This window comes from Bradyrhizobium sp. P3_C3, from assembly GCF_056402655.1.
In genome coordinates this window covers 135,241-158,800 of the sequence record NZ_JBFUGY010000012.1, presented here as the reverse complement: position 1 = coordinate 158,800, position 23,560 = coordinate 135,241, and the positions used below count along the sequence as shown (strand labels likewise).

Genomic DNA, 23,560 nt, shown 5'->3' with positions numbered 1-23,560 from the left:
CTCCTTGACGCCGCGCTCTACAGGAATCCGATCGAGATCCAGGGGAAGATCGCGACGATGATCAATCCCACCAGCAGCGCCAGCAGATAGCCCCAGATCGGCCTGATGCCTTCGGCCGGATCGACGCGTCCGATGGCGCAGGCGGCATAATAGCCGACGCCGAAGGGCGGGGCGAATAGTCCGATACCCATGGCGAGAATGATCACCATGGCATAGTGCACCTCGTGCACGCCGACGGCACGGGCGATCGGAAACAGCAGCGGCCCGAACAGCACGATTGCCGGAATGCCCTCGAGCACGCTGCCGAGGATGGTGAAGGCCAGGATCGACACGGCGATGAAGGTCGCAGGTCCCCCGGGCAATCCGGTCATGGCTGAAGCCAGCGAGCGCGAGAAGCCGGATTGGGTGAGCCCCCAGGCCATGCCGGTCGCCGTGCCGATGATCAGCAGGATCGCGCCCGACAGCGCCGCGGTCTCGACCAGCATGGGAAACAGCCGCCGCCAGTCGAAGCGGCGGTAGACGAGGAGGCCGACCAGGGCGCCGTAGACGATGCCGATGGTGGAGACTTCGGTCGCGGTCGCAATGCCCTCGACCACGGCGTAGCGGATCACGAAGGGAAGCGCGAGCGCGGGCAGGGCGATGACGAAGGTCTTGCCGATCTCGCCACCCGTGGCGCGGCGCACATGGCTCATGTCCTCGTGGCGATAGCGCCACCACACCAGCATGCAGAGGGTGATGGCGAGCACGACGCCGGGCAGCAGGCCGCCGGTGAAGAGGGCGGCGATCGACACGCCCGTGACCGAGCCGATCGTGATCAGCACGAGGCTCGGCGGAATGGTCTCGGTTTGGGCACCCGTAGCCGCAAGAAGCGCCACGAGGTCGCCGGGCTTGGCGCCGCGCTGCTTCATCTCCGGGAACAGCACTGGCGCCACCGCCGCCATGTCGGCCGCTTTGGCGCCGGAGATGCCGGAGACGAGGTACATCGCGCCGACGAGCACGTAATGCAGGCCGCCGCGGACATGGCCGAGCAGGCTCGCCAGGAACGCGACCATGGCCCGCGCCATGCCGGTCATCTCGATCAGGAGCCCCAGGAACACGAACAGCGGCACCGAGAGCAGGATGAGGTGGCTCATGCCCTCGTCCATCCGCCCGACCAGCACCATCACCGGCGTCCGCGTGGTCAGCGCCAGATAGCCGTAGATCGCGAGGCCAAACCCGAACGCAATGGGAACGCCGGCAAAGACGCAGAAGCCGGCGACGCCGACGAAGAAGATGACGAGGTTGAGATTGCCGAGCGGCCGCAGATAAGGCTGCGCCAGCCAGAACAGACCGACGATGACGGCAACCGATATCACCGCCGTCAGCACCATGCGGTAATCGGCGGCGCGCAGCAGCCGCAGCAGCGCGAACACCGCCATCAGGCAGACGCCGGCCGGCAGCGCCGCGGCGCGCCACATGTTCGAGATCTGGAGCGCCGGCGTGGTGATGAAGCTTTCCTCGTAGGCGTATTCGGCGGATGGCCAGACGATCAGCGCCAGGAACGCCAGCGCCGCGCAGGTCGCGACCATGTCCAGATAGGCGCGCAAGGCCGGCCGCGCGCTCGCGACGAGCGCCGTCATGCGCATGTGCTCGGAGCGGCGGAACGCGACCGCGGCGCCGAGCATCGCCAGCCACAAGAACAGGATCGAGGCGAGTTCATCCGACCAGATCAGCGGTCGATGCACGCCGTAGCGTGCGACCACGCCGGCAAACAGGATCACGATCTCGGCGACGACCAGGATCGCCGCGGGGATCTCGACGGCGAGGCCGAGGATGCGCTCCAGCGAGGCCAGCACAGGGGATCGGCGAGGGGGCTGAACAGCCACCTCGCCCACCACTCCGGTCGCCTGAACCTCGACATGAGCCATCTCGATAAGAACCTCGGCGGCCCCAACGCGCGTTACGACAACTTGCCGACGGCCTTTTCCAGGAGATCCCAGGCCTGGTCGCCATACTTGCCCTTCCACTCGGCATAGAAGCCGGCGGAGCGCAGCTTGTCACGGAACGGCGCCACCGCAGGCTGGTTGAAGGTCAGGCCTTTGCCCGCGAGCTCCTGCTGGAGATTCGCATTGAGCTTCGCGGTATCCTCACGCTCCTTAATGGCGGCGGCGTTGATGTTCTTGGCGACGATGGTGCGCACATCCTCCGGCAGCGCGCTCCAGGCGCGGCGGTTGGCCAGGAACCAGAAGCCGTCCCACATGTGGTTGGTCAGTGAGCAGTACTTCTGCACCTCGTACAGCTTGGCGGTCGAGATGATCGCCAGCGGGTTCTCTTGGCCCTCGACGATCTTGGTCTGGAGCGCGGAATAGACCTCGGCGAAATTGATCGAGGCGGGCGCCGCATCGAACGCCTTGAACATCGAGGTCCACAGCGGCGACACCGGCACGCGGATCTTGAAGCCCTTGAGGTCGTCGGGACCGGTGATCGGCTTGCTCGACGACGTGGTCTGGCGGAAGCCGTTGTCCCAGATCTTGTCCATGACCTCGAGGCCGGCCTTCTTGATCTCGCCGCGGACATGGGCGCCGAGGTCGCCGTCCATGGCCTTCCAGACCGTGCCGTAGTCCGGGAACGCGAAGCCGATGCCGTTGATGGATGCGGCCGGCACCAGGGTCGACAGGATCAGGCCTGACAGCGTGAAGAATTCGACGCCGCCGGACCGGATCTGGCTCAGCATGTCGGTGTCGGACCCGAGCTGGTTGTTCGGGAAGATCTGGAGGTCGAACTTGCCGTTGGTCTCGGCCTTGATCGCCGCCGCCATCTCCTTGGCGCGCACGTTCAGCGGATGGGTGTCAGGCAGGTTGTTGGCGTATTTGTAGGTGAACTCGGCGCTCTGGGCGCGGGCCACATGGGGCGCACCGAGGCCGCCCAGGACCGCGGTCGCGGCGGAGGCCTTGAGAAGCGTGCGTCGGGAAAAGCTCATGGGTCTGCTTCCTCGGAAGTTTGTTGTTGTTCTGAGATGCAAACCTATACGGACGGAAGGCCTGAAGGTCATCTGCGATCTCGCGAGGTCTCGCTTATTGCAGCCGGACACCGTCGCGGCAATATCGGCGTTCGGCAGATGGGCCGGATTCAAAATCTGAAAAACAACCCCATGCACAGTAGCCGTCAAGAAGCCGGGAGGCCGGTCGCGGCCCAGATCGAAAACGGACGGCGAGCGAAGTCGCGGTGTGAGGAATTCGATCTAAATATCTGATCTAATTGTATATAAAGATATTCCATAATATACCTTATGCGAATCAAGGATATGGAGGTCCGGGCTGGGGCCCGCTGCGTATTGCAGCGGAAAATGAGTCCATTGCAGATGAAAATGAGTCCCTCTCCGCCGCCGAGAGAGCGAGCACCGCGCCGCTAATGGGGCTCCTCCGACGGAGGCGGCGCGGCGTAATAGGCCGTCAGCTTGAGGTGCCGCTGAGGTTCCTGGGCCGGTATGGCGCGGTCTCGTAGTAGTGCTGCACGCCAGCTTCCGCTGCGAACCGTTTGAGGACGCTGGAATGCAAGATCGCCTCGGGCTGGATCTCCCGCRGGCCTTCAGCCCATTTGAACCGACCGCCGAACCATCCAGGCTCGTGCTCATCGTGCTGGGGTCCAAGTGAATCCGGATTGAGCTTTAGGTAGTAGCGCTCGTCGGCCTTGATGCCGTAACCGTCCGAGGTCGTCCGTCCGGCAGGTTCCTTGCTGCGTGGACCATCCATCCACGCGCGATATCCGACAGGCGGGCTTCGTTTTCCGGGTAGCTACCGCCCACGTCGCTGTGGTTGGTCGTCGGGGCGCTCTGGGCCCTTGTTGTGTACCCCTCCCCACGGCACCCTCGCGAAGTCCGCGCGGTTCTCGTCGATCGACATCGCGTGGCGCGCGCGCATACCAGACGCCGTTGTTCAGGTGCAGATGGTCATCGCCGCATATGTAAACGGGCCTCCAGTCTCCCACACGCTGCGCGATGGCCGGAGCCTTCGTGGGCATACGGACCGGCGCAAGATCGGCAGCCCGGGCCGAGATTGGGATTGGGCTGAGCGGGATGGTCGACAGCAACGCGAGAGCAAGCTTCCTCATCCCAGAACTCCTATATGTTGGGCCRCCCCCAGAGCGGTGGAATGAAGAGCCCGACTTCTTCGTTGGAACGCTCCAGGATGGAAGGCTTGCCGCGCTCCTGGAGTGACTCGATGCCGGTCGCCGGCGGCGCTGAGGCGGGCTGCAGCACAGAGCTTGCACGGCACCTACCGGTCTGGCAATTACCGTCTTGTCCGTCATATCGGAGCTATTATGCGGACGCCGCCAAACCTACTTCCTTGCTGGACAGAACGCACAAACATGCCAACCACCGCGACCTTCCATTCATGGCTCGGGACATTGTTCGGGCATTCGGAGTCGCAGGTGCTACTTCTGCTCGATAACAAGATGGCCTTGCAGTTCCTGGTAGCGTGGTCGCTATTCGAGTCCAAGTGTTTCGCGGGCTACGTCAGGGCCCCAGATATTGCGCAATACGCGCAGCGCACGGCACCTAGCATCGGCCCTGCGGCATTGCGTGACGCCGCAGCGCACTTTCACGCGCGGTATCAGGACCGGAAGCGGTTTGAGAACCTTATGCATGGGCACAAGGACCAGCGGCTCTTAGCCTTGCTCGTTCGCCCATTCGACGAGCTCACTAGCGAAGACAGGTTGTTTCTTCTGGTCTTCGTCGTTTTCCGCTACCGCAACAACATCTTTCACGGCAACAAGGGCGTGGAATCGTGGCTGTTCTACCGCGAGCAAATCCAGATATGCGTTCAGGCCATGCAAATCTTGGTCTCTCATGCCGAGCAGACCACGCCAACCATGAAAGACGAGGCGGCGTAAGAGTGCGCTCTACCCTACCCCCTTCATCGAGCGGACAGGTAAGGCCAGCTGCCTACAGCTATCTGTCACTCATATCGAGTTTTCTGAGCCGCGGCCGGCACGTTATGCTCGATGCCGAATCCCACCATCGTCACCTCATCCATGAGCGAACCCGGTGCCGGACGCTGCTCTAAAGATCGTCATACGCGGCACAGAGAAGGAAGACAAAGCCGCCGCCTGATAAACCCGTTGCCTTGGCAAATGGAGGAGGCAAGCGTGCAAATAGGAGTCGTCGGAGCTGGCGCCGTCGGATGCTACTATGGCGGACTGCTGGCGAGGGCTGGACATGACGTGATGTTCGTCGGCCGGCGAACGCACGTCGATGCGATCAATTCGCATGGCCTCCTTTTGGAGACGCAGAACTTYAGGGGATACGTGCCTGCCAAAGCGGCTACAGGCGCAAGCTCCCTCACCTCGCCTGGCCTGATACTATTTTGCGTGAAGTCGACCGATACAGAAGTAGCAGGTCGGTCTTTGGTTGGGCGCTTAGGGCGGGAAACGTCGATCCTAAGTCTCCAGAACGGCGTCGACAATCCACAGCGTCTCCGCACCGTCACTGGGCATCCCGTTCTTCCTGCCGTCGTCTATGTCGGCAGCGAAATGGCCGGCCCCGGCCATGTCAAACATCATGGCGGCGGTGCCCTCGTAATCGGCTCATCACCAAGGAGCGAAGCGTTGGCGCAGATGCTGTGCGCGGCCGACATCCAGACGACTATCACCGACGACATCGAACGGATCCTTTGGAGCAAACTGGCCACGAACTGCGCCTATAACGCGCTCTCTGCCGTGGCAGGCATCTCCTACGGACCGATGCTAGATGTCGAAGGCACGACGGATGTCGTGGCGAGCGCGGTGCAGGAAGCCATCAACGTCGCTCGTGCTTGCGGCGTCCTCGTGCAGGAAGACCTGCTTGAACAAATCCTGAAAATTCCCGCGGCCATGCCGAACCAAATGTCGTCCACCGCGCAGGATCTCGCGCGTGGCAAACCCAGCGAGATCGACTTTCTCAACGGCTACGTCGTTCGGAAAGGTGCCGAATTGGGCATTCCAACACCGACCAATCGTGCCCTGCAAGTGATGGTGAAGCTGGCAGAGATGAAGCGCAAACAATGATCCGGCTCAGGCTAGGGCTGATGGAGTGAGAGACCGGCAAGTTGGACCCAATCGCCGCAGGATTGCTGATCACTTTGGCCTAACGGATGGCGAGAAGTGAAATGCGCTGTGCGACAAATTCCGTGCATTTCATGCCAGCTCCGGGCGAGAGCGCATCTGGCTTCCTGATACATCTATCGCGCTCCTTTTCCGCCGAATTAGCGCCTTTGCTCTCTGCTCTTTTGAGTGATCCGCAGGCAGTCGCTTCTGCTGTATATTCGCCAATGCTTGCCGGGCCAATCTCTGACTTGGTTGGAGCGTCCGTTCGTGAGTTGCTTCCGATGTTCGCTGCGCCGCACAGCAAAGCGAACTACCTCCGGATTGGAGAGTTTGTGTTGCGATACGGACAGATCAATCAAAGCACACGACGGGTCGCACCTGAAACGTTTGCGGACGATATCGGGGCTGGACGGCGGCCATATCATCGGCTGAGCTGGTCAATTGCTGCTCTGCGGATCGACCCCGATACGTCTCACCGGCTGATCGACACGTGCGACCGGTGCGGACGGCGCCTACGATGGATGAATACCTTCGATGTATCTCAATGCGGTGAATGCACGCGCCGCCTTTGGCTTTGCAAGGGTGATTCAGCAGCTCCCGATGCTTACGACGTGTTCGTTGGGGAGCTCTTCAATTCCACGATCAACGTGCGGAAAGCAGCGCGCAATCAGCTTCCGCGGAGAATTAGAGCCTGGATTGAAGGTGATATTCTCGACTTGATAGAAGTCATTGGCGCGGTCATTTGTTTGGCGAACCAGGGAGTGGAGTTGCCGCCCAACCGATCGGAGGGGATCGAAATTGTTTTGGCCGGCGAATCCGCGATTCGCCGATGCTTGCGTCGGCCGTTGGGTCAGGCAATGTGCAGCAAAGACAGGCTCGCGCCCGCTTTGGCATCGAGCAAAGTCTTTGCGCGATTGCGGCGCGCCCCGTCTCGTCTGGTTTCCGAATATCTTATGTCGCTGGTGATTTGATATGCGACGACTGGTTTCAACAGTTCAACAGCGCATCGCCGCGGAAATTGCGCGAACCGTTGGCGAACGCGAGGCCATTTTGGCTGCCCGCGAGATGAGAAGGCTGGCAAATCATTGCCGTTCCCCAAAAGGCAACTTTCTAAAACTTTCCCGGCAGGACCTTGAAGTCATCCTTACGAACCGCGGAACAGGCGATTCTACGAACCGGAGATGTCTCCAAATCATACGTCGGATCTATGATGTCGCCGTCCATTTACGCATGATCCGCGAAAATCCGGCGGCCAGCATAACGCGGCCGAAGTATAAGCAAACACGTCCAGATTATTCCGTGGATCAATCATTAGTTGACGAGTTGATCGCGTATTGCTGGAGCGCTCTACGACTTCACGATTCACCTCTGGTAGCATTTAGGACCCTATTAAAGCTGGCACTGGTCTATGCACTATCGTCGGGAGCTTTCCTGTCGGAACTGCCCGCAGTGCGTTGCGACGACCTTTTGTCCGACGGACTTGTCGTTGGCCGCGGCTCTCGAAAGCGGAGGCTCAATCTTTCGTCTGACGCAGCAATTGCCCTTCGAAACTATCGCTCGGTCCGGATCGCCACAATTCAAGGGCGACGTGCCGTGCTGCTATTTGTGACTGAGTCCGGCAAGGCGATTTATTTCAAGCTGGTTTGGAAACTATTAGATAAAGTTATACACAAGGCGGGGGTCGGTGATTTGGGTCTCACGCCGGCGAAGCTACAAAGAGCGTCGGTGAAGCTCCTTGCCGATAATGATTTGGATTGGCTAGACGCCTTTGCAGTTCATGGCTATCGCGGCATTCCGAATGTTAAGCTCAAGCCTTACTCTTCAGACGAGCTAGCCGAATTTGTCGATCGCCTCCATCCAATGAGCGCAGATCGCCCATCCCGGCAATAAACCACCTTCACCTCCCAATTCTAGTTGGCTCCCGGTTCCGAGGAAGCCGGCTAGATGCAAATGAATCAGACTCGAATTCCATTGCTTGGAACCCGGATCGGACTCGAATTCAGGCGTCGCTGAGACTCAAAATCATCGAAATCAAGCCACTGCAATTGCTAGCGTTTTTTGAGATTCGGGATGGAATTGACGTGCAATACGCACCCGCCATGGCGCATGGTCGCCGAAATCCCTCCCCACCGTTCATGGTGAGCCGCCTTGCTGGCCGTGGCGTCGCGGCGCATCGCCGCGCGCGGACTCAGCTGTGCATTCTTTTGAACGGGTGACGCTCGCACACGGCGTCACCCGAGAAGGCCCGGCCGGCAGTCAGGACGGTGCGGCGAAGTCGTAGGAGATGCGTCCGGCGGGCAGATAGAACAGAGCGATGACGGCGCCGCCGCGGACCTCGGGATAGTGCCGGCTGCCGGGATCGGGCGCGGTCCAGCCAGGCCCTTGCCAGCCTTGCAGCCCCATCAGCTCGGCGCCTTTGTCCAGCGGCACGACCAGGTTCAGTTCCCCATATGGGTGACCGTGATATTGCCCGCGGAGCACGTCGTGGTCGTCGTCGTCCTTGAAGCGGCGTGGATCGGTGCTGTTCATGTAGACGGCCGTGATGCTGAACTGGAACGTTTCGGGCATCGGCTCATGGATGCGGCTGCGCCGATAGTTCGGACCTTCGACCTCCTGGTTCGCCGCCCAGCCTTCCGCGACCCCGAGCTTAATCAGGCGTGCCAGGTCCTGGTAGAGCTGGCTGCTCTCGCCGTATGTTTGGTTGAGCCACCGCTCCATCTCCGCGCCGGGCGTCATGTCCTTGACCTCGCGGAGGAACGGAATGCTGCACTGAATCAGTTCGTCTCGGCTTCCCATGGCGTTGTCCTTTCCATTTGGGTTGCACTTTGTTCTTCAAAGCCCGCGAACGAGGCGAAGTCCGCGATGTCCGCGCGCGGCATCAGCCTGCCCGCGATTTGGTCCCTGGCACGGCCGATCGAAATGCCGCACACGACCATTTGCTCCGCCGGGATCGACAACAGCGGACGCAGGATCCGGTGGTATTTCGAGAACGTCTCCTGCGGACATGACTGGAGCCCATGGCCTGCCGCAGCCAGCAGCACGTTCTGAATGAACATGCCGAGGTCGAGCCAGCTGCCGACCTCCAGGCGCCGGTCGATCGTGACGATCAGCGCGACGGGCGCGCCGAAGAAGGCATAGTTCTTGGCGGTCTGGCCGCTCCTGGCTTTGATATCGGTCTGGGCGATGCCGAGCGAACCGTAGAACAACCGGCCGAACTCCTGTCGTCGTTGCAGGTAGGGTTCGGGCAGATCACTGGCGTAGTATCTGTATTCCGACATATGCGCGTCGCGGGCAGTTTCGTGCGCCTCGCGCAGCGCCACCGAGACCCTGTCTTTGGCATCGCCGGCCAGCACGTAGACGTGCCAGGGCTGGATATTGGCGCCGCTTGGCGCAAACCGTGCCACGCGCAGAATCTGCTCGATGGTCCCTCGCCCGACCGGCGCGCCCGAGAAGTCGCGGCATGCAAAACGGCCTGCGATGATCTCGCCTATGCCGCTCTGCACGGCTGCGCCCTCGCCGATCATGGCTGCTTCAGGAGCGGACATCCGCCTTGCTCCATCGGCCGGAAGGCTTCCTCGCCCGGAATCGTCGCCAGCAGCTCGTAATAGTCGAACTTGTATTTGGACTGCTCGGGCGACTTGACGCGAAACAGATACATGTCGCGGACCAGCCGGCCGTCCTCGCGGATCCGGCCATTTTTCGTCATGAAATCGTTCACGGGCATGGCGCGCATCCTGGCGGCTATGGTCGGCCCATCCAGCGTGCCGGCCGCCTGGACCGCCCTAAGGTAGTGCATCACCGCGCCATAGGTGCCGGCGTGGATCATGGTCGGGACCTTCTGGGTCTTGGCGATGAAGCGCTTCGACCACGCCCGCGTGTCTTCGTTCAGGTCCCAGTAGAACGCCGAGCTCAGCATCAGGCCCTGGGCGCTCTGGAGCCCGAGACTGTGAATGTCGGCAATGAAGACGAGCAGCCCGACCAGCTTCTGCCGCTGCGTGATGCCGAATTCGCCGGCCTGTTTGACGACGTTGATGAAGTCGCCGCCGGTGTCGGCGAGCGCGATCACGTCCGCCTTCGAGGACTGTGCCTGGAGCAGGAAGGACGAAAAATCCGGCGTATTGAGCGGATGTTTCACCGCGCCGATCACCTTGCCGCCCATGGCATCGATGACCTTGCGGCTGTCGGCCTCGAGTTGCGCGCCGAGGGAATAGTCGACCGAAATGAAGTACCAGGAGTTTGCGCCGAGACGTGACATCGCCCGCGTTGTTCCCTGCGACAGTGCATAGGTGTCGTAGGTCCAGTGAATTCCGGTCGGCGAGCATTCGTCGCCAGTCAGGCGCGACGTGGCGGCGCCGGTGGCGAGGAACAGTTTCTTCTTGTCCCGTGTGATGCCCTGCACCGCCAGCGCGACCGCGGAATTGGGCACGTCGAGGATGACCTCGACGTTTTCGTTTTCAATCCAGCGCCGGGCGATGGTCGCTCCCACATCGGCCTTGTTCTGGTGGTCTCCCGTGACGATCTGGATGCCGCGCCCCAGCACCTGACCACCGAAATCGTCGACCGCCATTTGCGCCGCAACCACCGAGCCCTGGCCGCCATTGTCGGCGTAGAGCGAGGACATGTCGGTGAGAACGCCGAGCTTGACCGGACCATCCTGCGCAAGGACCGGCGCCGTGAACAGCGCCAGTGCTAGTCCGAAAGCTCCGATCGACATCCCGCAGGATTTCATTGCCCGTCTCCTCCAAATTCGGCGCCGGGATCATGACGGGATCGCGCGAATGCGGAAGTGAAACTCTTGCAGAGTGATCCTGAACCGCCTTCAGATTGGTGACGCGAACGCCCGGGCGTCGCGGTCCGGGCGCCCTGCTCGGTTGCGTCGGCTGCGCGCATGGCCTTAACTGGAATCGATCGCAGGTACGCAACGGGCGCGCGATCCGCCTGCGACGGTGTGCTGCTCGTGGCTGTTTCCTTCAAGACCCTGGACCTGAACCTGCTCAAGGTCTTCGACGCCGTCATGGAGGAGCGCAGCGTGCTGCGGGCCAGCCAGAGGGTCGCCCTCAGTCAATCCGCCGTGAGCCATTCACTCGCCCGGCTCCGCGAGATGCTGGAAGACGATCTGTTCGTGCGCACGGCGACCGGCATGCAGCCGACCGCGCGTGCGTTGACGATGGCGCCACAGGTTCGCGAAGCGCTGCGATCCCTCGAGGCGGCGGTCGAGCAGCCGCGCTTCGTTCCGGCGGCCTCCACAAGGCAATTCACCCTCGCCGCCAACGACTTCACCACGATGGTGCTGGCGTCACCGCTCCTGAAGATACTTGGGCTTGAGGCGCCGGCGATCGACCTGATCATCAAGCCGGTGACACGGATCGACCTTGCCGAGCAGATCGACCTTGGTCGCATCGACGTTGCGATCGGCGTCTTCTCGGATCCGCCGAGCCGCTTCCGGACCTCGCTGTTGTTCGAATATGACGACGTGCTGATCGTGGGCGGAAAGCGCAAGCTCGGCCGGATCGACAACGCGGCCCTGGCGCGCATGCCGCTGGTCGTTGTGTCCTTCGGCGGCGAGCAGGAGGGAGCGATCGGAGGCTTCATCTCCGAGCGCGGCCTCGCAAGGCGATCGGAAATGTATGACCGCGCGGCGCTCGAACGGGCATTGTCCGAAAGCGACCGGCCGCCGCGCATAGCGGTTTCGCTGCCGCATTTTCTGGCGCTGCCCGCCCTGCTCGCGGACTCTGAACTCGCGGCCATCGTTCCGCGTCCATTGGCGCGGGCGTTCGAACGCGCGCATGCCATCACGACGTACGAATTGCCTTACGCCACAACCCCTGTCGAGGTCCGGCTGCTCTGGCACGAACGTATCGAGGGCGAGCCATCGCATGACTGGCTTCACGATATCCTCAGGCGCGCGACCGCGGACCTCAGGCGTGGACGCTAGCTGGCGACGGTCTCAGTCCTGGTTCCATTTGCCATTGGGTCGTTCAGTTGGGTGCGCGAGTGGAGGTTGTGCTAGACTAGGCGTCGCAGTCCTGAAGAGGTCAACGATACAAGGCGGTCTCAACCGCCGCTCAAGGAGCCCGTCATGCAGGAGAACGTCACCCGCGCGAACAGCTCGCGCGCCATTCCGTTCGACGCCGCCAAGCTCGACCGTCTCATGGAGGCCGCCGGCCTCGACGTGCTGGTCGCGACCTCCAAGCACAATGTGCAGTACCTGCTGGGGGCCGAGCGCGCGATCTTCTTCGACTACATGGACGCGATGGGCGTCAGCCGCTATCTGCCGGTCTTGGTCTATCCCAGGGGTGCGCCGGACAAGGCGGTCTATATCGGTCACCGTCTGGAAACCCATCAGCGTGCCGTGGCGCCGCCGTGGGTGCCGCAGGTCCGCACCGAATCCAATGGCTCGGTCGACGCGGTCACACGGGCCATTGGCCTGATTCGCGACGCCGGCGTGCCCTTGAAGCGGGTCGGCGTCGAGATGGCGTTCCTGCCGATGGATGCTGGAAGGGCGCTCGCTGACGCCCTGCCCGGTGCCGAGCTCAAGGACGCGCTGCTGGTGCTGGAGCGGCTGCGGGCGGTCAAGTCGGCGGACGAGCTGGCCAAGCTCAAGACGGCGTCCGAGCTCGTCATTGCATCAATGCTGGAGGTGATCGCCGCGCACGGGCCGGGCACCACCAAGCAGCAATTGTCGGACAGCTTGCGTGTCGCCGAGGCCAATCGCGGCCTGACTTTCGAATACTGCCTGCTGGCCTGCGGCAGCAGCCACAACCGGGCGCCGTCTGCGCAGCGCTGGGAGCAAGGCGACGTTCTGTCGCTCGACTCCGGCGGCAATTATCACGGCTATATCGGCGACCTCGCCCGAATGGCCGTGCTGGGCGAGCCCGATGCCGAACTGAGAGACTGTCTGGCCGAGATCGAAGCCGTGCAGCGCGCCGCGTTCGCCGCGGTCCGGCCGGGCGCTCTGGGCGGCGACATCTACGTCGCGGCCGAGCGGCAGCTTGCCCGGATCACCCAGCGCGACTGCACAGATTTCCTGGCCCACGGCATGGGTCTCGTTAGCCACGAGGCCCCTCGCCTGACCGCCAAGGGTCCGGTCCCCTACGACGACACCGACGCCCGGCTGCCGCTCGAAACAGGCATGGTGGTCTCGATCGAGACGACGATGAAGCATCCGAAGCGCGGCTTCATCAAGCTCGAGGATACGGTTGTGGTGACGCCTACCGGGTATGAGATTTTTGGCGAAGGTGGCCGGGGCTGGAACGTTGGTGGCAGTGCACTTTAGACGGCAATCCAACCTCAGACACTCTTCAAGGCGTCAGCAAACTCGGCCACGATCGCCTTCGTCAGGCGTCCGCTGAACCTGTCCTTCTGCCACAGCGCAGTCATCTCGACGGGCGACGACTCCCATCCGGTCATGACGCGGACGAGCGCTCCCGAATTCAGCGCCGCCTCCACCATGAACAAAGGCAGGTTCGCGACACCGAGTCCGGCGATCGCCGCCTCTACCAATATCGTTTGTCGGTTTGCCGCGAAGCCAATCCGTGGAGTCACCGTGACAGCAGCGCCGTCGTGACTTCGTAGATCCCACTCGACCAAATCATGACGGATCGCAAGTGCGGGGATCTCATTCAGGTCCTGCGGCTCTTTCAATGGCATCTGTGTGGCGAGAAAGCCCGGACTCGCGACCAGCACGCGCGGCAGAGAGGCGAACTTCTTGAACATCAGTCCGGAGTCGGCAACCTGCCCCATCCGCACGACTAGGTCGTATCCCTCCTCGATCAGCGAAACCCTTCGATCGGCCAAGGTCATCTCGATCATCACGCTGGGATGCCTGACCTTGAAGCGGATCAACGCTGGCGCCAGAACGGCCGTCGCGATGTCCGGCGGCAGCGACAATCGAACGGTGCCTGACAGTGCAACCCGCTCGTCCTGAACCTCAGCCACGGCCTCTTCGGCGAGGTTGAGCGCGGGCCGGGTGCGGTCGAAGAGCCGCTGTCCCTCTTCGGTCAGCGCGACGCCCCTCTTCGTCCGTCGCACCAGTCGGACGTTGAGCGTCTTCTCGAGGGCGGACAGACGCCGCGACAGCGTTGCCTTGGGAATGCCCGTCGCACGCTCGGCCGCCGCCAGCCCGCCGGCTTCGACGATGCGGGTGAACAGTGCAAGGCCGTCGAAATCTGAAAAGGCTGACATGTTCCATTTATGAAACATGAGGTGGGCATTTTTCAAGTCTGCCGCGGGGTTCGTTCCATCCATAGGTTCATCGGCGAGCGATGCCGCTCGTTCGACCGAGGGAGACCCCGCCATGCCTAACTATTTCGCGCCTGAGGATTCCGCGCTTCTGCTGATCGACCACCAGATCGGCACCATGCAATTGATCAAGAACATCGATGTCGACCGTGCCCGACGCATGTCGCTGGCGCTGGCGAAAACCGCGAGCATTCTCGGCATCCCCACCGTCCTGACATCGAGCCAGGAAGATCGCTTGCAGGGTCCGCTGCTGCCCGAGCTGAAGGACATCCTTCCCGACGCCTTTGACAAGCGCGTCAAGCGCGAAGGCATCGTCAACGCCTGGACCGACGCCAACTTCAAGGCCGCCGTGGAAGCGACGGGTCGCAAGAACCTGATCATGGCGGGTGTCACGACCGACGTCTGCCTCGTCTTCCCGGCGATCGACGCCGTGGCCGAAGGCTACAAGGTGCAGGCCGTCATGGACGCCTCGGGATCGCCGTTCGAACTCTCGGAAGATATGTCCCGCCGCCGCATACAGGACGCCGGCGTTGTCCTGACGGCAACCAACACCATGATCGCGGAACTGGCCCAGAACTGGGGCACGCCGAGCGGGCAGAAGCTGATCCATCTCCTGTTCACCGAGGTGTTGCCGCCGATCCAGTCGTAATCGATCCCAAGATCGACCTAAGCCGCCGGGGCCAAGGAGTAACAGCATTTCTTTCGTTGCGCCCATCAATGGGATCGGAATCGTGTCACCGGAGACCCATCAGGTCAGGTCACACGGGCCATTCCAGTTGCGCCGAATCCATCCAGGCATCTCGCTGGATCAACGGGACGATGCGGGCTTCGGCGGGCTTGGGGTCATCGACCACGCCCGGCTTCACCCCGGTCTCGTCGTGAGGATGCACGAACACCGCAACGACGAGATCATCAGCTACATGCGTAGCGGAAGGATGCTGCACACCGATTCCTCCGGCAGAAGCGAAGTCATTTCATCCGACCGGCTCATGGTGATGAATGCAGGTCGGGGCTTCCACCATGAAGAGAAGGTCGACGGCGACGACCAGATCGAAATGCTCCAGATCTTCGTTCGGCCCGAAACCGCAGATGCAGAGCCCAACGTTCAGTTCGTCGAGCTGGACGAGGCTGCGCGAAAAGACAAATGGCGGCTATTGACGGGGCCGGAGGGATCGGACGCTTCGACCTTCGTGCGGCAAGCCATCTACCTTTACGACATACATTTGCCGGCGGGGCGAAGCACTGAGCTTCCGTCGAAACCGGGTTTCGATCGCTGGCTCTACGTCTTCCGGGGCAGCATCGTCGCGGACGGGCACAAGGCCGATAAGCATACCGCGCTGATGTTCGCCGGCGACAGAGCCTCACCGAGGCTGGAAGCGAGTGAGGACGCCGACCTTATCGTTTTTCTCGTTGATCGAGACTCCAGATATTCGCGTGGGGGAACGATCAGCGGTTGAAGGCGGCCGTAGTTTGATGAATTGCGGCTGCCGCGCGCTCTAGCGGATGGGAAGCAAATCGATCTGGCTCTGCGCCTTCTTCACCGCCGCCGCGTACCAACCTTGGTTTGGCGCTTCCTTGGCGAAACATTTGGTGTAGGCGTCCATCGCCTGGTCTTCCTTGGCCATGGCGTCCTCTGGGGTGTTCCTGGCCATCATCTGCTTCCAGACTTTTTCGCAGGCCGGGATCTCGGCCGTCTTCGCGGCGTCGGTTGCGGCGAGGAAGTAGACCTTGTCGCCCTGGATCGCGACGACGTCGATTTCATGCGGCGCGCCCTTCAGGTCGCCGTTGCCGCGCACGCCGAGCACGGCGACCGCGGCACTCGCGGATGCGGGTTTCGTGATCGGCAGCTCGGCATATTTGGCGAAGGCCGAGTCCTGGATGGCTTGATAGTAGAAGCGATCCGACTTGAAGGCTGCGGCGATCTCCTGCGGCAGGCCGTCCTCGCGGTGCTCGGCAAGCCAGTGCTTGAGCAGCGCGGTCGTCGTCACCACGGCCTGCATCTTGTCGCCCTCTGAGGCGAAGCCCAGCCCGTCGAGATGGCCGAAGCCCGAGTCGCCCTTGAACAGCGTGTCGGCGTTCGACTTGCCCTCGGCCGGCAGCCCCTTGATCGTGACCGGTCCGACCAAGCCGCGCAGCACACCGGTCAGCTCGTTAAGCGCCGCATCGTGCTGCTTAAAAGTCTCGTCGTTCTCCTTGGCTTTGGAGAATTTTGCGATGTAGCGATCGCGCAAATCGAGATAGTGCTGCTCGGGCGTGGCGGCGTCGGTGGGTGTCGCGAAAACGAGCAGGCAGAGCAAGACGAGCGATCTCATTGCAATTTCCGGAAGACTGGGAGCGATCTCCAGTCTTTGTGCCGGTGCCGGACTGGAAGGTTCATCGGCTCCTGAACTGCAAACGTGCGCGGCGGCCGGAGGTGTCGATGTACCCGTTTCAGGTTGACAAGAGCGGCCGTCCAGCGCCAAAATTCGGTTGGGTCGATACACCCGCTGCCTGCGCCCTTTGGGGATGGTGAACGTATCAAAGTCGCCCTCACCCTCGCTATTGGCGAGCGGGTCGGCAAGGCAGGCACCGATCTTCTCCGTTCGCCGATACGGGTGCTCTCATGCGCGATTTCCGCGATGCGAAGGCTATGGCTCGTTCCTTGCGCGATGCCTTGAATGCCAAAGCCGTGCAAACCACTCACAGCGAAGCTTTGGAACTGATCGCGAAAGCGTTCGGGTACGAGAACTGGAATATTCTGTCGGCCAAGATTGATGCGGCGCAGCCGAGTGCTGGCGTGCAGAATCCTGCCCAGCAGGATCGTCCCATCTACTGTTCGTTCTGCGGCATGAACCAGCATGAAGTGAGCAAGCTGGTGGCTGGGCCGGCTGTCTTTATATGCGACGAATGTATCGACCTATGCACCGATATCGTTGATGAGCAGCTGCTTCGCCTCATCGAAGGAGATGCAGACAGTGCTCGCGCCATGCCCACCGATCGACTGCTTCACTATGTGGAGCACGCGAACAAAGGGGTGGAGCGCAATCGGCTGTTGTCGCAGAACATCGAAAGGGTTTTTGCGCTTCGACAGAACGCTTCGGCGGCAAATGATGACGTGTTCAAGACATCCAACGTCGCTCGATTGAGAGGCAAGACGTCCGACGAACTGCTGGCGATGAAGAAATTCTCGCTCAGTCAGTTGAAGCGTTACGAGCAGGCGCTGCAGACAGCGGTTCCCATCGTCAACGAGCGGACCCGGTAAACGCACAGACGATCGAGCGGCACGCCGGCCCTACTCTGCCGGCGTGAGCTGCTGCCGGCTCGGGCGCATCGCCGCGGTCTCGCGCACCCTGACGCGGGCGCGGCGCTTGCGCCACCAGATCACGACGCCGGTAACCGAGAGTGCCGCCACCACGAGGCCCATGATCGAGATCAGGATGCGGCCGAACAGCCCGACGATACGGCCCGAATGCAGCGGGAATTGCGCCTGCACGAAGATGTCGGCGGCGGTGCCGACCCAGGGCAGCCGTTCGCCGATCGGGCGGCCGTCCTCGCTGTCGTAATAGAGCTGGGCCGGCCCGACGCCGCCGGCGCCGTGATCGTCGCCGGGATGGAAGTAGGCGGCCGCGTAGACGCCATGGGCCGGGCCGTAGCTGAGCGCGCCGACCGGGACGGTCCACCCTCGCCCCTTGCCGTCAGCCGCCGCGCGCGCAGCAATGTCGGCGAACGTCACCCTGGGCTCGATGGGATCGTCGAGATCGCGATAGGGCCGCTGCTCATAGGGCGTCGGCGTGTAGTTCGACACCATCTTCATCATCGGCGAGAACACTTCGAAATAGAGGTTCAGCGAGAACGCCGTAAAGGCGATGATGAACAGCACGCCCCAGGTCCACAGGCTGAAGGCGCGATGGATGTCGAAATTGATCCGGTAGGCGCTGCCCGATGCCTTGATGGTCCAGGCCGGCGCCCAGCGCGCCCAGAAGCCGCGTTCGAGCTGGCGCGTGACCTGGGGCGCCCGCGCGGCCTTGGCGCGCCGTCGCGAGGGCAGCGTCAGATAGAAGCCGACGAAGCAATCGATGGTCCAGATGATGGCGATCACGCCGAGCACGCGCATGCCCCAGCGATCGCTGCCCCAGAATTCCGGGATGTGCATGGTATAGTGGAGCTTGTAGAGGAACGAGACGAGGTTTTCGCGCGTCACCGGCCACACCGCGCCCCAATAGCGCCGGCCGAGCTCGACACCGGTGTTGGGATCGAGGAAAATCTGGTTGTAGTCGATCGCGAAGCGTTTTCCCGTCGCCGGATCGATCCGCGGCATCACGAAGAACCACAGCGAGTGCCCCTCCTCCGGCGTCATGAAGAGGTAGACGACGCGTGCGCGGGGATCGCGCTGCTCGATCATCTTCGCGAGCTCGATCGAGGGAATCGACGGGCCTTTGCTGGTGACATCGAACAGGTGGTGATTCAGCACCTCGTCGATCTCGTGGTCCCAGGAGATGATCGCCCCGGTGATGCCGGAGAAGAACAGGAAGCCGGCCGTCAGCAGTCCCGCCCAGCGATGCAGCTTGCCAAATATCGCTCTCATCGTCTCGACTTTCATCAAGCGGGTCGGGCGCGCTGCGCCGGCGCTTCCACCGAGACCGTGGGAATTTGAGTCTGCGCCTGCGCAGGCGCGAAGGGAACGCAGAGAGCGAATATGCTGACGGCGCCGAAGAAAAGCACCTGAAGCTGTCGAAGGCGCGCATTGGAGCACGAACGAAGTTGGAAGTCTGACACGTCTAGCGAGGCCCCACGCACTGCCGGCTTTGCCGGAATGATTTTTGGACTCTCGCCCTAACGCGGGGGCATCTTCAGTGCGAGAGACGCAGAGTTAGAATCTATCGAGACCGGAGAATAAATCGTGCGACCAATGCGCCCATATGCGCGTCGAGGTGCATCGCCGGCTTCTGCGAGCGCTTCGAAATGGAATGCTTCTAGAGTGAGAACATTCGCCACTTGTCCGCAACGGCGGGCGTGCTACCTCGCGCCGATCGCCGGAGCTTCGGCGATCAGCGTTGCCGCGAGCGAATGGCTGCGACGACGATGCGACGGCTGACGGGAGCCGGCAATTCAACCTTGCGCGGCAATCATCGCGTTGAGCGCTTTAACGCTCGGGGCAAACAGCACCGCGACCCCCTTGTAGCGGATAAATTGCTTCATCTGGAACGTCACGGAGGCGTCCCCCGCGAGCGGAACCTGGAACCGGGTCTCGGCCTTTGGATCTGCCCGGTTTCCGGTCAAGGCATCCTGCGCATTGGCTCCGTTCGGAAGGCGCATGTAGGCGTCGGCAAAGTCGGTCTGATGCATCCACCGCAGGATGGTATAGAATTGCTCGTTGATCCTGGCGAAGTAGAAAAGCCCTACGATGCCGCGGTCCTTGCCGTCGTCCTCCGTGCCCTCCAGATGAGGACCGTAGGAAAATCCGCGGCGTATGACGCGTGGCGGCCCCTTGGGGAAACGAATCTGATTGGCAAATTTCAGCGGATGATCGCGGCAATTGACAATGCGAATGTGAGCCCCGAGCGGGCATCTGACGCCGTTTGGATCGTCGCCATAGCCGAACGCATCGTTCAATTGCGGGGTCGACGGTGGTGCATCCGGAAAGCGTGACAGCGGCGACCCGTGTCGCCAGCGCCCCATCATCTTGGCCGCGATCCATTCTTCGGCCAGTTCCGGGCCGACATGCGGCGCCGCCTGCGGTGCATTCGCCTTCAGGAATTTGTTGAAGGCCGCGACGTCCTGATAAAGCCACGACAGGCCGACGAACGATCCATCGCGCGCGAAGTCCTGCCACGGACCGGACTTGAACGGTGAAGTGGGAAAATCGCTGTTCGGATAGCCGACGACGATCTCGCGACAATCGACGGCGTCGGAAGCCCTGGCAGCCGGCGCATCCTGCCAGTCAACATTGGGCGCGGTGATTCCATCACGATAGCCAAAATGCAGGCGGCCGTCGGCTGGCCGACAGCCGGACAGCGCGCCGTCGTCCCAACTTTCGAGTGACAATTCCCGGACACCGAAACCTGTCGCCGACTGCCGCACCTGCGCGAGGCAATCGGCTTTCTGCTCGGGCGTATCGAACCCGATATGGATGGCCAGATCGATATCGCCCGACTTGAACTTGCCATCCCACCATCCCGCCGGAGCGCTGGCGTCGAAGAAACCAAGCTGTGTCGCAATGCCGCCATCCGGCGCCTGCGCGGGGTCCACGAACGATACCTCGAACTGCCGCCGCCCCTGCGCGACGTCAAGGTCGGGGCGACCCGACATCAACGTCGCGATGCCGTTCCAACTGAACATGAAGTGGAACGCGGGACCATCGGGGTCCGGGCCCGCCCCCACCGCTGCTCGCGGTATCCATTGCCGCAGGAAGGACCTGGCACCGCCGGCGTCGCCAAACCTAAACAACAGAACCGCGAGTAGCGGCTTGGCGGAGCTTCGAGCGACGATCGCCTGCAAATTGCCGAGATCCACCATGGCGCCTGTCCTGCAAGAACGGTCAGCCGATAGGCAGCCTCAAAGCCGGCCTATCTCGAAAGCGCAAATACGCTCTGAAAGCTATTTCCCGAGCTTTGCCAGAATGTCTGCGACAGTCATGCCGTCATAAGCCGAGAACAGCCAGCCGGACGGGTTGCCGCTGATGTCGGTTGAGCCGTCGGTCGCGGTGCCCAGCGAACGCGCGTTGTGGTTCTTCGAGAATTCGAAGAACGCATTGGGATCGTTGATGTCCAGGCCAGTCGTATCTGCCAGGGAAAATATCGCGGCAAATATCGGCGTGAGCGCTCGCCGGAAAAACTCCGTGTATTCCTGGTGCGTTCCCTCATATTCGGTGATGACCTGGATGTACTTGTCCTCGATGACGACGACCCGGGCGAAATGAACGATCCTGGACTGCTTCAGCGCCGCCGCGATGGCGGGCTGAACCTTCTCAGTGAAGCTCGCCTCGAGATTCCGCAGCTTTGCCAGGGTCTCGGCATCCTGCTTGATCGGCAGCGTGAGATTGAGTGCATGGGTCATGGGAAATCTCCTTAAAGAATACAACCTTAAGATGGTATCACTCTCGAAAGGAATTGGAAGCGATCTTTTCGACGTGCGGCCGGCCGTCGCGTCGCGGGCCCTTCGAAAGGGGCAGCAATACTCCCCTGACAATTCGACCGCGAGCGCATGCGACCAGCGAACGAGCGCTGGTTGGCCTGCTGCGAACGTTGTTGTCGCGCGACGAGCCTAAGCTTTGCCGGCGTGGCAGCACGCGCCGCCGGCGGCATCCTTCGGGTCGCCCGCCAGCACGCTGCGGCTGTTGCGCTCCGGCGGAATGTCGCCGGCGGCATTGGCCGAAAAGAATCCGGTCGGCTTCAGCATGAAGCCGGCATATTCGACCGGCATGATCGGAAAATCCTCGGGCTTGCAGACGTGGGTGTGGCCGAAGGAGTGCCACACCACGAGATCTGCATTCTCGATGTTGCGGTTCTGCGCGGCGTAGCGCGGCAGGCCGTCGCCGCCGGCATGGACATTGGGATAATCGCCGCTGGCGTATTTCTCGTCCTTGTCGAAGGCCGTGACCCAGACGTGCTTTGTGGCAAAGCCGCCGCGCTTGCGTACGTAGCTGCCCTCCTGCGCCAGCATCAGCGGGCTCGGATTGACCACGAGCTTGTAGGCCGGCGCGTTGCCGACCGAATTGGTCTCGTTGGGATTGCTGATCTTCCAGAACCGGCCGGTCTCACCATTGGCGATCGCCGCTGCGTCGCGCTCGCGCGACAGGATGCGCGTGGTGGTATCGAACGCATTGCCGTGCGGATTGTCCGCGCCCCAGGGCCGCGGCACGAACTCGTGCTCGGTGACGGTATTGCCGCCGCCGTCGAGATCCATGTGCATGCGCACATTGAAGAAGTGCTGGTGCGTGGGGCCGCCGAGATTGTCGTCGACCATGCCGCCCCATTTGTACTTTTCGCCTGATGGCACGGCGGCGGTCTGGATGATGCCGGTGAGCTTGGTCTCGAGCTGGATCGTGCCGTCCTGGTACAGGTACCAGTAGAAGCCGTAGTCGTAATTGCCGACGGTGGCGAAGAACGAGATGACGAGGCGCCGCGAACGTCTTACTTCGAACAGGCCGTTGCGGAATTCGTAGTGTTTCCAGGCAATTCCGTAATCTTCTTCATGCATGCAGATGGCATTCTGCATGACGAAGGGCTCGCCCTTGTTGTCGGCGGCCGGCACGTCGAAATAATGGATGTTGCCGAGGCAGTCGCAGCCGAGCTCGAGCGCGTTGGCGAGCATGCCGAGGCCATATTCGCCGGCGTCGAACGCGGACTTCCAGAAATGGTTCTCGGTCGGATCGGCATAGGGCACCACCATCTCGGTGACGCTGGCGCGATGGATCAGCGAGCGCTTGCGATCACCGTCCTGGTAGGCGAGCTGATGCAGCACCAGCCCTTCGCGCGGCGTGAAGCCGACGCGAAAACTCCATTTCTGCCAGTCCACTTTCCAGCCATCGACCTTGAAGCTCGCGCCCTCCGGCTGCTCGATATGCAGCGGCTTGATGTCGGTGCGCGGGTTTTTGACTTCATGCGCACCGTAATTCCGCTTCTTGCGCGGGATCGGCACGATCGGATCGGCGTCCGTGAGGTCGATGACCTTGCCGCCGATCAGGTCGACCACGGCGACCACGCCCTCGATCGGATGGGCGTAGCCGTTATCCTGAAGGTGCTCGCGGAGAAAGCTGACAGCGCGCACGATGCGGGCGCCGCGCTCGTACTCAAAATCGAAGAAACCCGAGGAGAACGGATCGACCTGGACCAGCTCGATATCCTTGTCGGTGAGCCCGCGGCGGACCATCGCAGCGCGCCAGCCTGAATCGGCCTTCACCACGGCCTCGCACTTGAAAAATTCTTCCAGCATCACCGGCGGCTGCCCATAGGGCGCCTCGCGGTTCGGAATGACCTTGCGCGCGACGATCTCGTTGCGGTCGAGATCGACGATGTGCTCGATCGCCTCGCCCGTGGTGACGTCGAGCGTCAGCGCGAAGGCGCGGCGCCCTGCTCCGCCCGTAGCCAATTCCTGTTTGGTCGGCTCCTCCAGCCGGACGGTCGGGAAGCGGCAGTTCTCCGGCGAGGTCGCGGCGGCACGAACCAGCGTGCAGGCGGCCGTGATCTCTTCGGCTGTCAGAGGATCGAGCGGATGAGGTGCTGCCGCTTGAATCGGTGATTTGGCTTTGACGGTATCGAGCATGATGATGACCAGA

The 23,560-nt window shown here is 62.1% G+C and carries 20 protein-coding genes and 2 pseudogenes; 10 read left to right on the top strand and 12 right to left on the bottom strand.

Going from position 1 to position 23,560, the window contains the following annotated elements:
- Nucleotides 1-17: 17 nt before the first annotated feature.
- From AC1DW2_RS16070 to AC1DW2_RS16060, 3 genes are all read right to left on the bottom strand, one after another.
- A complete protein-coding gene (locus AC1DW2_RS16070) occupies nucleotides 18-1,907 on the bottom strand; it encodes a TRAP transporter large permease (RefSeq protein ID WP_477006552.1) in 1,890 nt (629 codons plus the stop codon).
- 32 nt (nucleotides 1,908-1,939) lie between these two features.
- Complete coding sequence (locus AC1DW2_RS16065) at nucleotides 1,940-2,959, bottom strand: TRAP transporter substrate-binding protein (protein ID WP_283016464.1); 1,020 nt, start codon at nucleotides 2,957-2,959, stop codon at nucleotides 1,940-1,942.
- A 472-nt stretch (nucleotides 2,960-3,431) separates the two neighbouring features.
- Nucleotides 3,432-3,731: a hypothetical protein gene (locus tag AC1DW2_RS16060; protein ID WP_477006551.1), complete on the bottom strand. Its 300-nt coding sequence runs from the start codon at nucleotides 3,729-3,731 to the stop codon at nucleotides 3,432-3,434.
- A gap of 616 nt (nucleotides 3,732-4,347) precedes the next feature.
- On the opposite strand from AC1DW2_RS16060, the gene AC1DW2_RS16055 reads away from it, so the two are divergent.
- From AC1DW2_RS16055 to AC1DW2_RS16040, 4 genes are all read left to right on the top strand, one after another.
- Nucleotides 4,348-4,872 (top strand): hypothetical protein, encoded by a 525-nt coding sequence (locus tag AC1DW2_RS16055; RefSeq protein ID WP_477006550.1) that lies wholly within the window; start codon nucleotides 4,348-4,350, stop codon nucleotides 4,870-4,872.
- Nucleotides 4,873-5,127: 255 nt separating this feature from the next.
- Nucleotides 5,128-6,024, top strand: coding sequence for a ketopantoate reductase family protein (locus AC1DW2_RS16050; RefSeq protein ID WP_477006575.1), 897 nt, complete (start codon nucleotides 5,128-5,130; stop codon nucleotides 6,022-6,024).
- 101 nt (nucleotides 6,025-6,125) lie between these two features.
- Nucleotides 6,126-7,034: a hypothetical protein gene (locus AC1DW2_RS16045; RefSeq protein WP_212094704.1), complete on the top strand. Its 909-nt coding sequence runs from the start codon at nucleotides 6,126-6,128 to the stop codon at nucleotides 7,032-7,034.
- A 1-nt stretch (nucleotide 7,035) separates the two neighbouring features.
- Nucleotides 7,036-7,953, top strand: a complete 918-nt coding sequence (locus AC1DW2_RS16040; protein WP_477006549.1) for a tyrosine-type recombinase/integrase — start codon at nucleotides 7,036-7,038, stop codon at nucleotides 7,951-7,953.
- Between the two features lie 366 nt (nucleotides 7,954-8,319).
- Here AC1DW2_RS16040 and AC1DW2_RS16035 read toward each other — a convergent pair whose 3' ends face one another.
- Genes AC1DW2_RS16035 through AC1DW2_RS16025 form a run of 3 tightly spaced genes read right to left on the bottom strand, consistent with a single transcriptional unit; the run spans nucleotide 8,320 to nucleotide 10,792 of the window.
- Nucleotides 8,320-8,859, bottom strand: a complete 540-nt coding sequence (locus AC1DW2_RS16035) for a 4-hydroxylaminobenzoate lyase (RefSeq protein ID WP_477006548.1) — start codon at nucleotides 8,857-8,859, stop codon at nucleotides 8,320-8,322.
- Nucleotides 8,838-9,587 carry a nitroreductase gene (locus AC1DW2_RS16030; protein ID WP_477006547.1) on the bottom strand — a complete coding sequence of 250 codons (750 nt, stop codon included), beginning with the start codon at nucleotides 9,585-9,587 and terminating at the stop codon, nucleotides 8,838-8,840. Before AC1DW2_RS16030 ends, AC1DW2_RS16035 begins: the two co-directional genes overlap by 22 nt.
- Nucleotides 9,584-10,792, bottom strand: a complete 1,209-nt coding sequence (locus tag AC1DW2_RS16025; protein ID WP_477006546.1) for an ABC transporter substrate-binding protein — start codon at nucleotides 10,790-10,792, stop codon at nucleotides 9,584-9,586. Before AC1DW2_RS16025 ends, AC1DW2_RS16030 begins: the two co-directional genes overlap by 4 nt.
- A 228-nt stretch (nucleotides 10,793-11,020) precedes the next feature.
- On the opposite strand from AC1DW2_RS16025, the gene AC1DW2_RS16020 reads away from it, so the two are divergent.
- Entirely contained in the window at nucleotides 11,021-11,998 is a 978-nt protein-coding gene (locus tag AC1DW2_RS16020) for a LysR family transcriptional regulator (protein WP_354175580.1), read from the top strand.
- A 144-nt stretch (nucleotides 11,999-12,142) separates the two neighbouring features.
- Nucleotides 12,143-13,339, top strand: a complete 1,197-nt coding sequence (locus AC1DW2_RS16015) for a M24 family metallopeptidase (protein WP_439034998.1) — start codon at nucleotides 12,143-12,145, stop codon at nucleotides 13,337-13,339.
- A 14-nt stretch (nucleotides 13,340-13,353) separates the two neighbouring features.
- Here the strand turns inward: AC1DW2_RS16015 and AC1DW2_RS16010 are convergent, their stop codons facing one another.
- The gene (locus AC1DW2_RS16010) at nucleotides 13,354-14,310 is read right to left on the bottom strand and encodes a LysR family transcriptional regulator (protein WP_223153554.1); all 957 of its coding nucleotides are present in this window, start codon (nucleotides 14,308-14,310) and stop codon (nucleotides 13,354-13,356) included.
- A 49-nt stretch (nucleotides 14,311-14,359) separates the two neighbouring features.
- Between AC1DW2_RS16010 and AC1DW2_RS16005 the strand changes: the two genes are divergently transcribed.
- Both AC1DW2_RS16005 and AC1DW2_RS16000 read left to right on the top strand, forming a co-directional pair.
- Nucleotides 14,360-14,953: an isochorismatase family protein gene (locus AC1DW2_RS16005; RefSeq protein WP_477006545.1), complete on the top strand. Its 594-nt coding sequence runs from the start codon at nucleotides 14,360-14,362 to the stop codon at nucleotides 14,951-14,953.
- Nucleotides 14,954-15,035: 82 nt separating this feature from the next.
- On the top strand, nucleotides 15,036-15,761 hold the full coding sequence (locus tag AC1DW2_RS16000) for a pirin family protein (RefSeq protein WP_439034996.1): 726 nt from the start codon (nucleotides 15,036-15,038) through the stop codon (nucleotides 15,759-15,761).
- Between the two features lie 39 nt (nucleotides 15,762-15,800).
- Here AC1DW2_RS16000 and AC1DW2_RS15995 read toward each other — a convergent pair whose 3' ends face one another.
- Nucleotides 15,801-16,616 (bottom strand): hypothetical protein, encoded by an 816-nt coding sequence (locus tag AC1DW2_RS15995; protein ID WP_439034995.1) that lies wholly within the window; start codon nucleotides 16,614-16,616, stop codon nucleotides 15,801-15,803.
- Nucleotides 16,617-16,906: 290 nt separating this feature from the next.
- Between AC1DW2_RS15995 and AC1DW2_RS15990 the strand changes: the two are divergent.
- Together AC1DW2_RS15990 and AC1DW2_RS15985 are read left to right on the top strand one after the other, a co-directional pair.
- Nucleotides 16,907-17,065, top strand: a pseudogene (locus tag AC1DW2_RS15990) (glyoxalase superfamily protein); the annotation flags it as partial.
- A gap of 66 nt (nucleotides 17,066-17,131) precedes the next feature.
- A pseudogene (locus tag AC1DW2_RS15985) lies at nucleotides 17,132-17,225 on the top strand (ClpX C4-type zinc finger protein); the annotation flags it as partial.
- Between the two features lie 350 nt (nucleotides 17,226-17,575).
- On the opposite strand, the gene fsrB reads toward AC1DW2_RS15985, so the two are convergent.
- The 4 genes from fsrB to AC1DW2_RS15965 form a co-directional block, all read right to left on the bottom strand.
- Nucleotides 17,576-18,868 carry a siderophore utilization protein FsrB gene (fsrB, locus tag AC1DW2_RS15980; RefSeq protein WP_439034994.1) on the bottom strand — a complete coding sequence of 431 codons (1,293 nt, stop codon included), beginning with the start codon at nucleotides 18,866-18,868 and terminating at the stop codon, nucleotides 17,576-17,578.
- Nucleotides 18,869-19,392: 524 nt separating this feature from the next.
- Complete coding sequence (locus AC1DW2_RS15975) at nucleotides 19,393-20,799, bottom strand: Dyp-type peroxidase (RefSeq protein WP_477006544.1); 1,407 nt, start codon at nucleotides 20,797-20,799, stop codon at nucleotides 19,393-19,395.
- Nucleotides 20,800-20,880: 81 nt separating this feature from the next.
- On the bottom strand, nucleotides 20,881-21,339 hold the full coding sequence (locus AC1DW2_RS15970) for a hypothetical protein (protein WP_028147544.1): 459 nt from the start codon (nucleotides 21,337-21,339) through the stop codon (nucleotides 20,881-20,883).
- Between the two features lie 207 nt (nucleotides 21,340-21,546).
- Entirely contained in the window at nucleotides 21,547-23,547 is a 2,001-nt protein-coding gene (locus AC1DW2_RS15965; protein WP_477006543.1) for a primary-amine oxidase, read from the bottom strand.
- Between the last annotated feature and the right edge of the window lie 13 nt (nucleotides 23,548-23,560).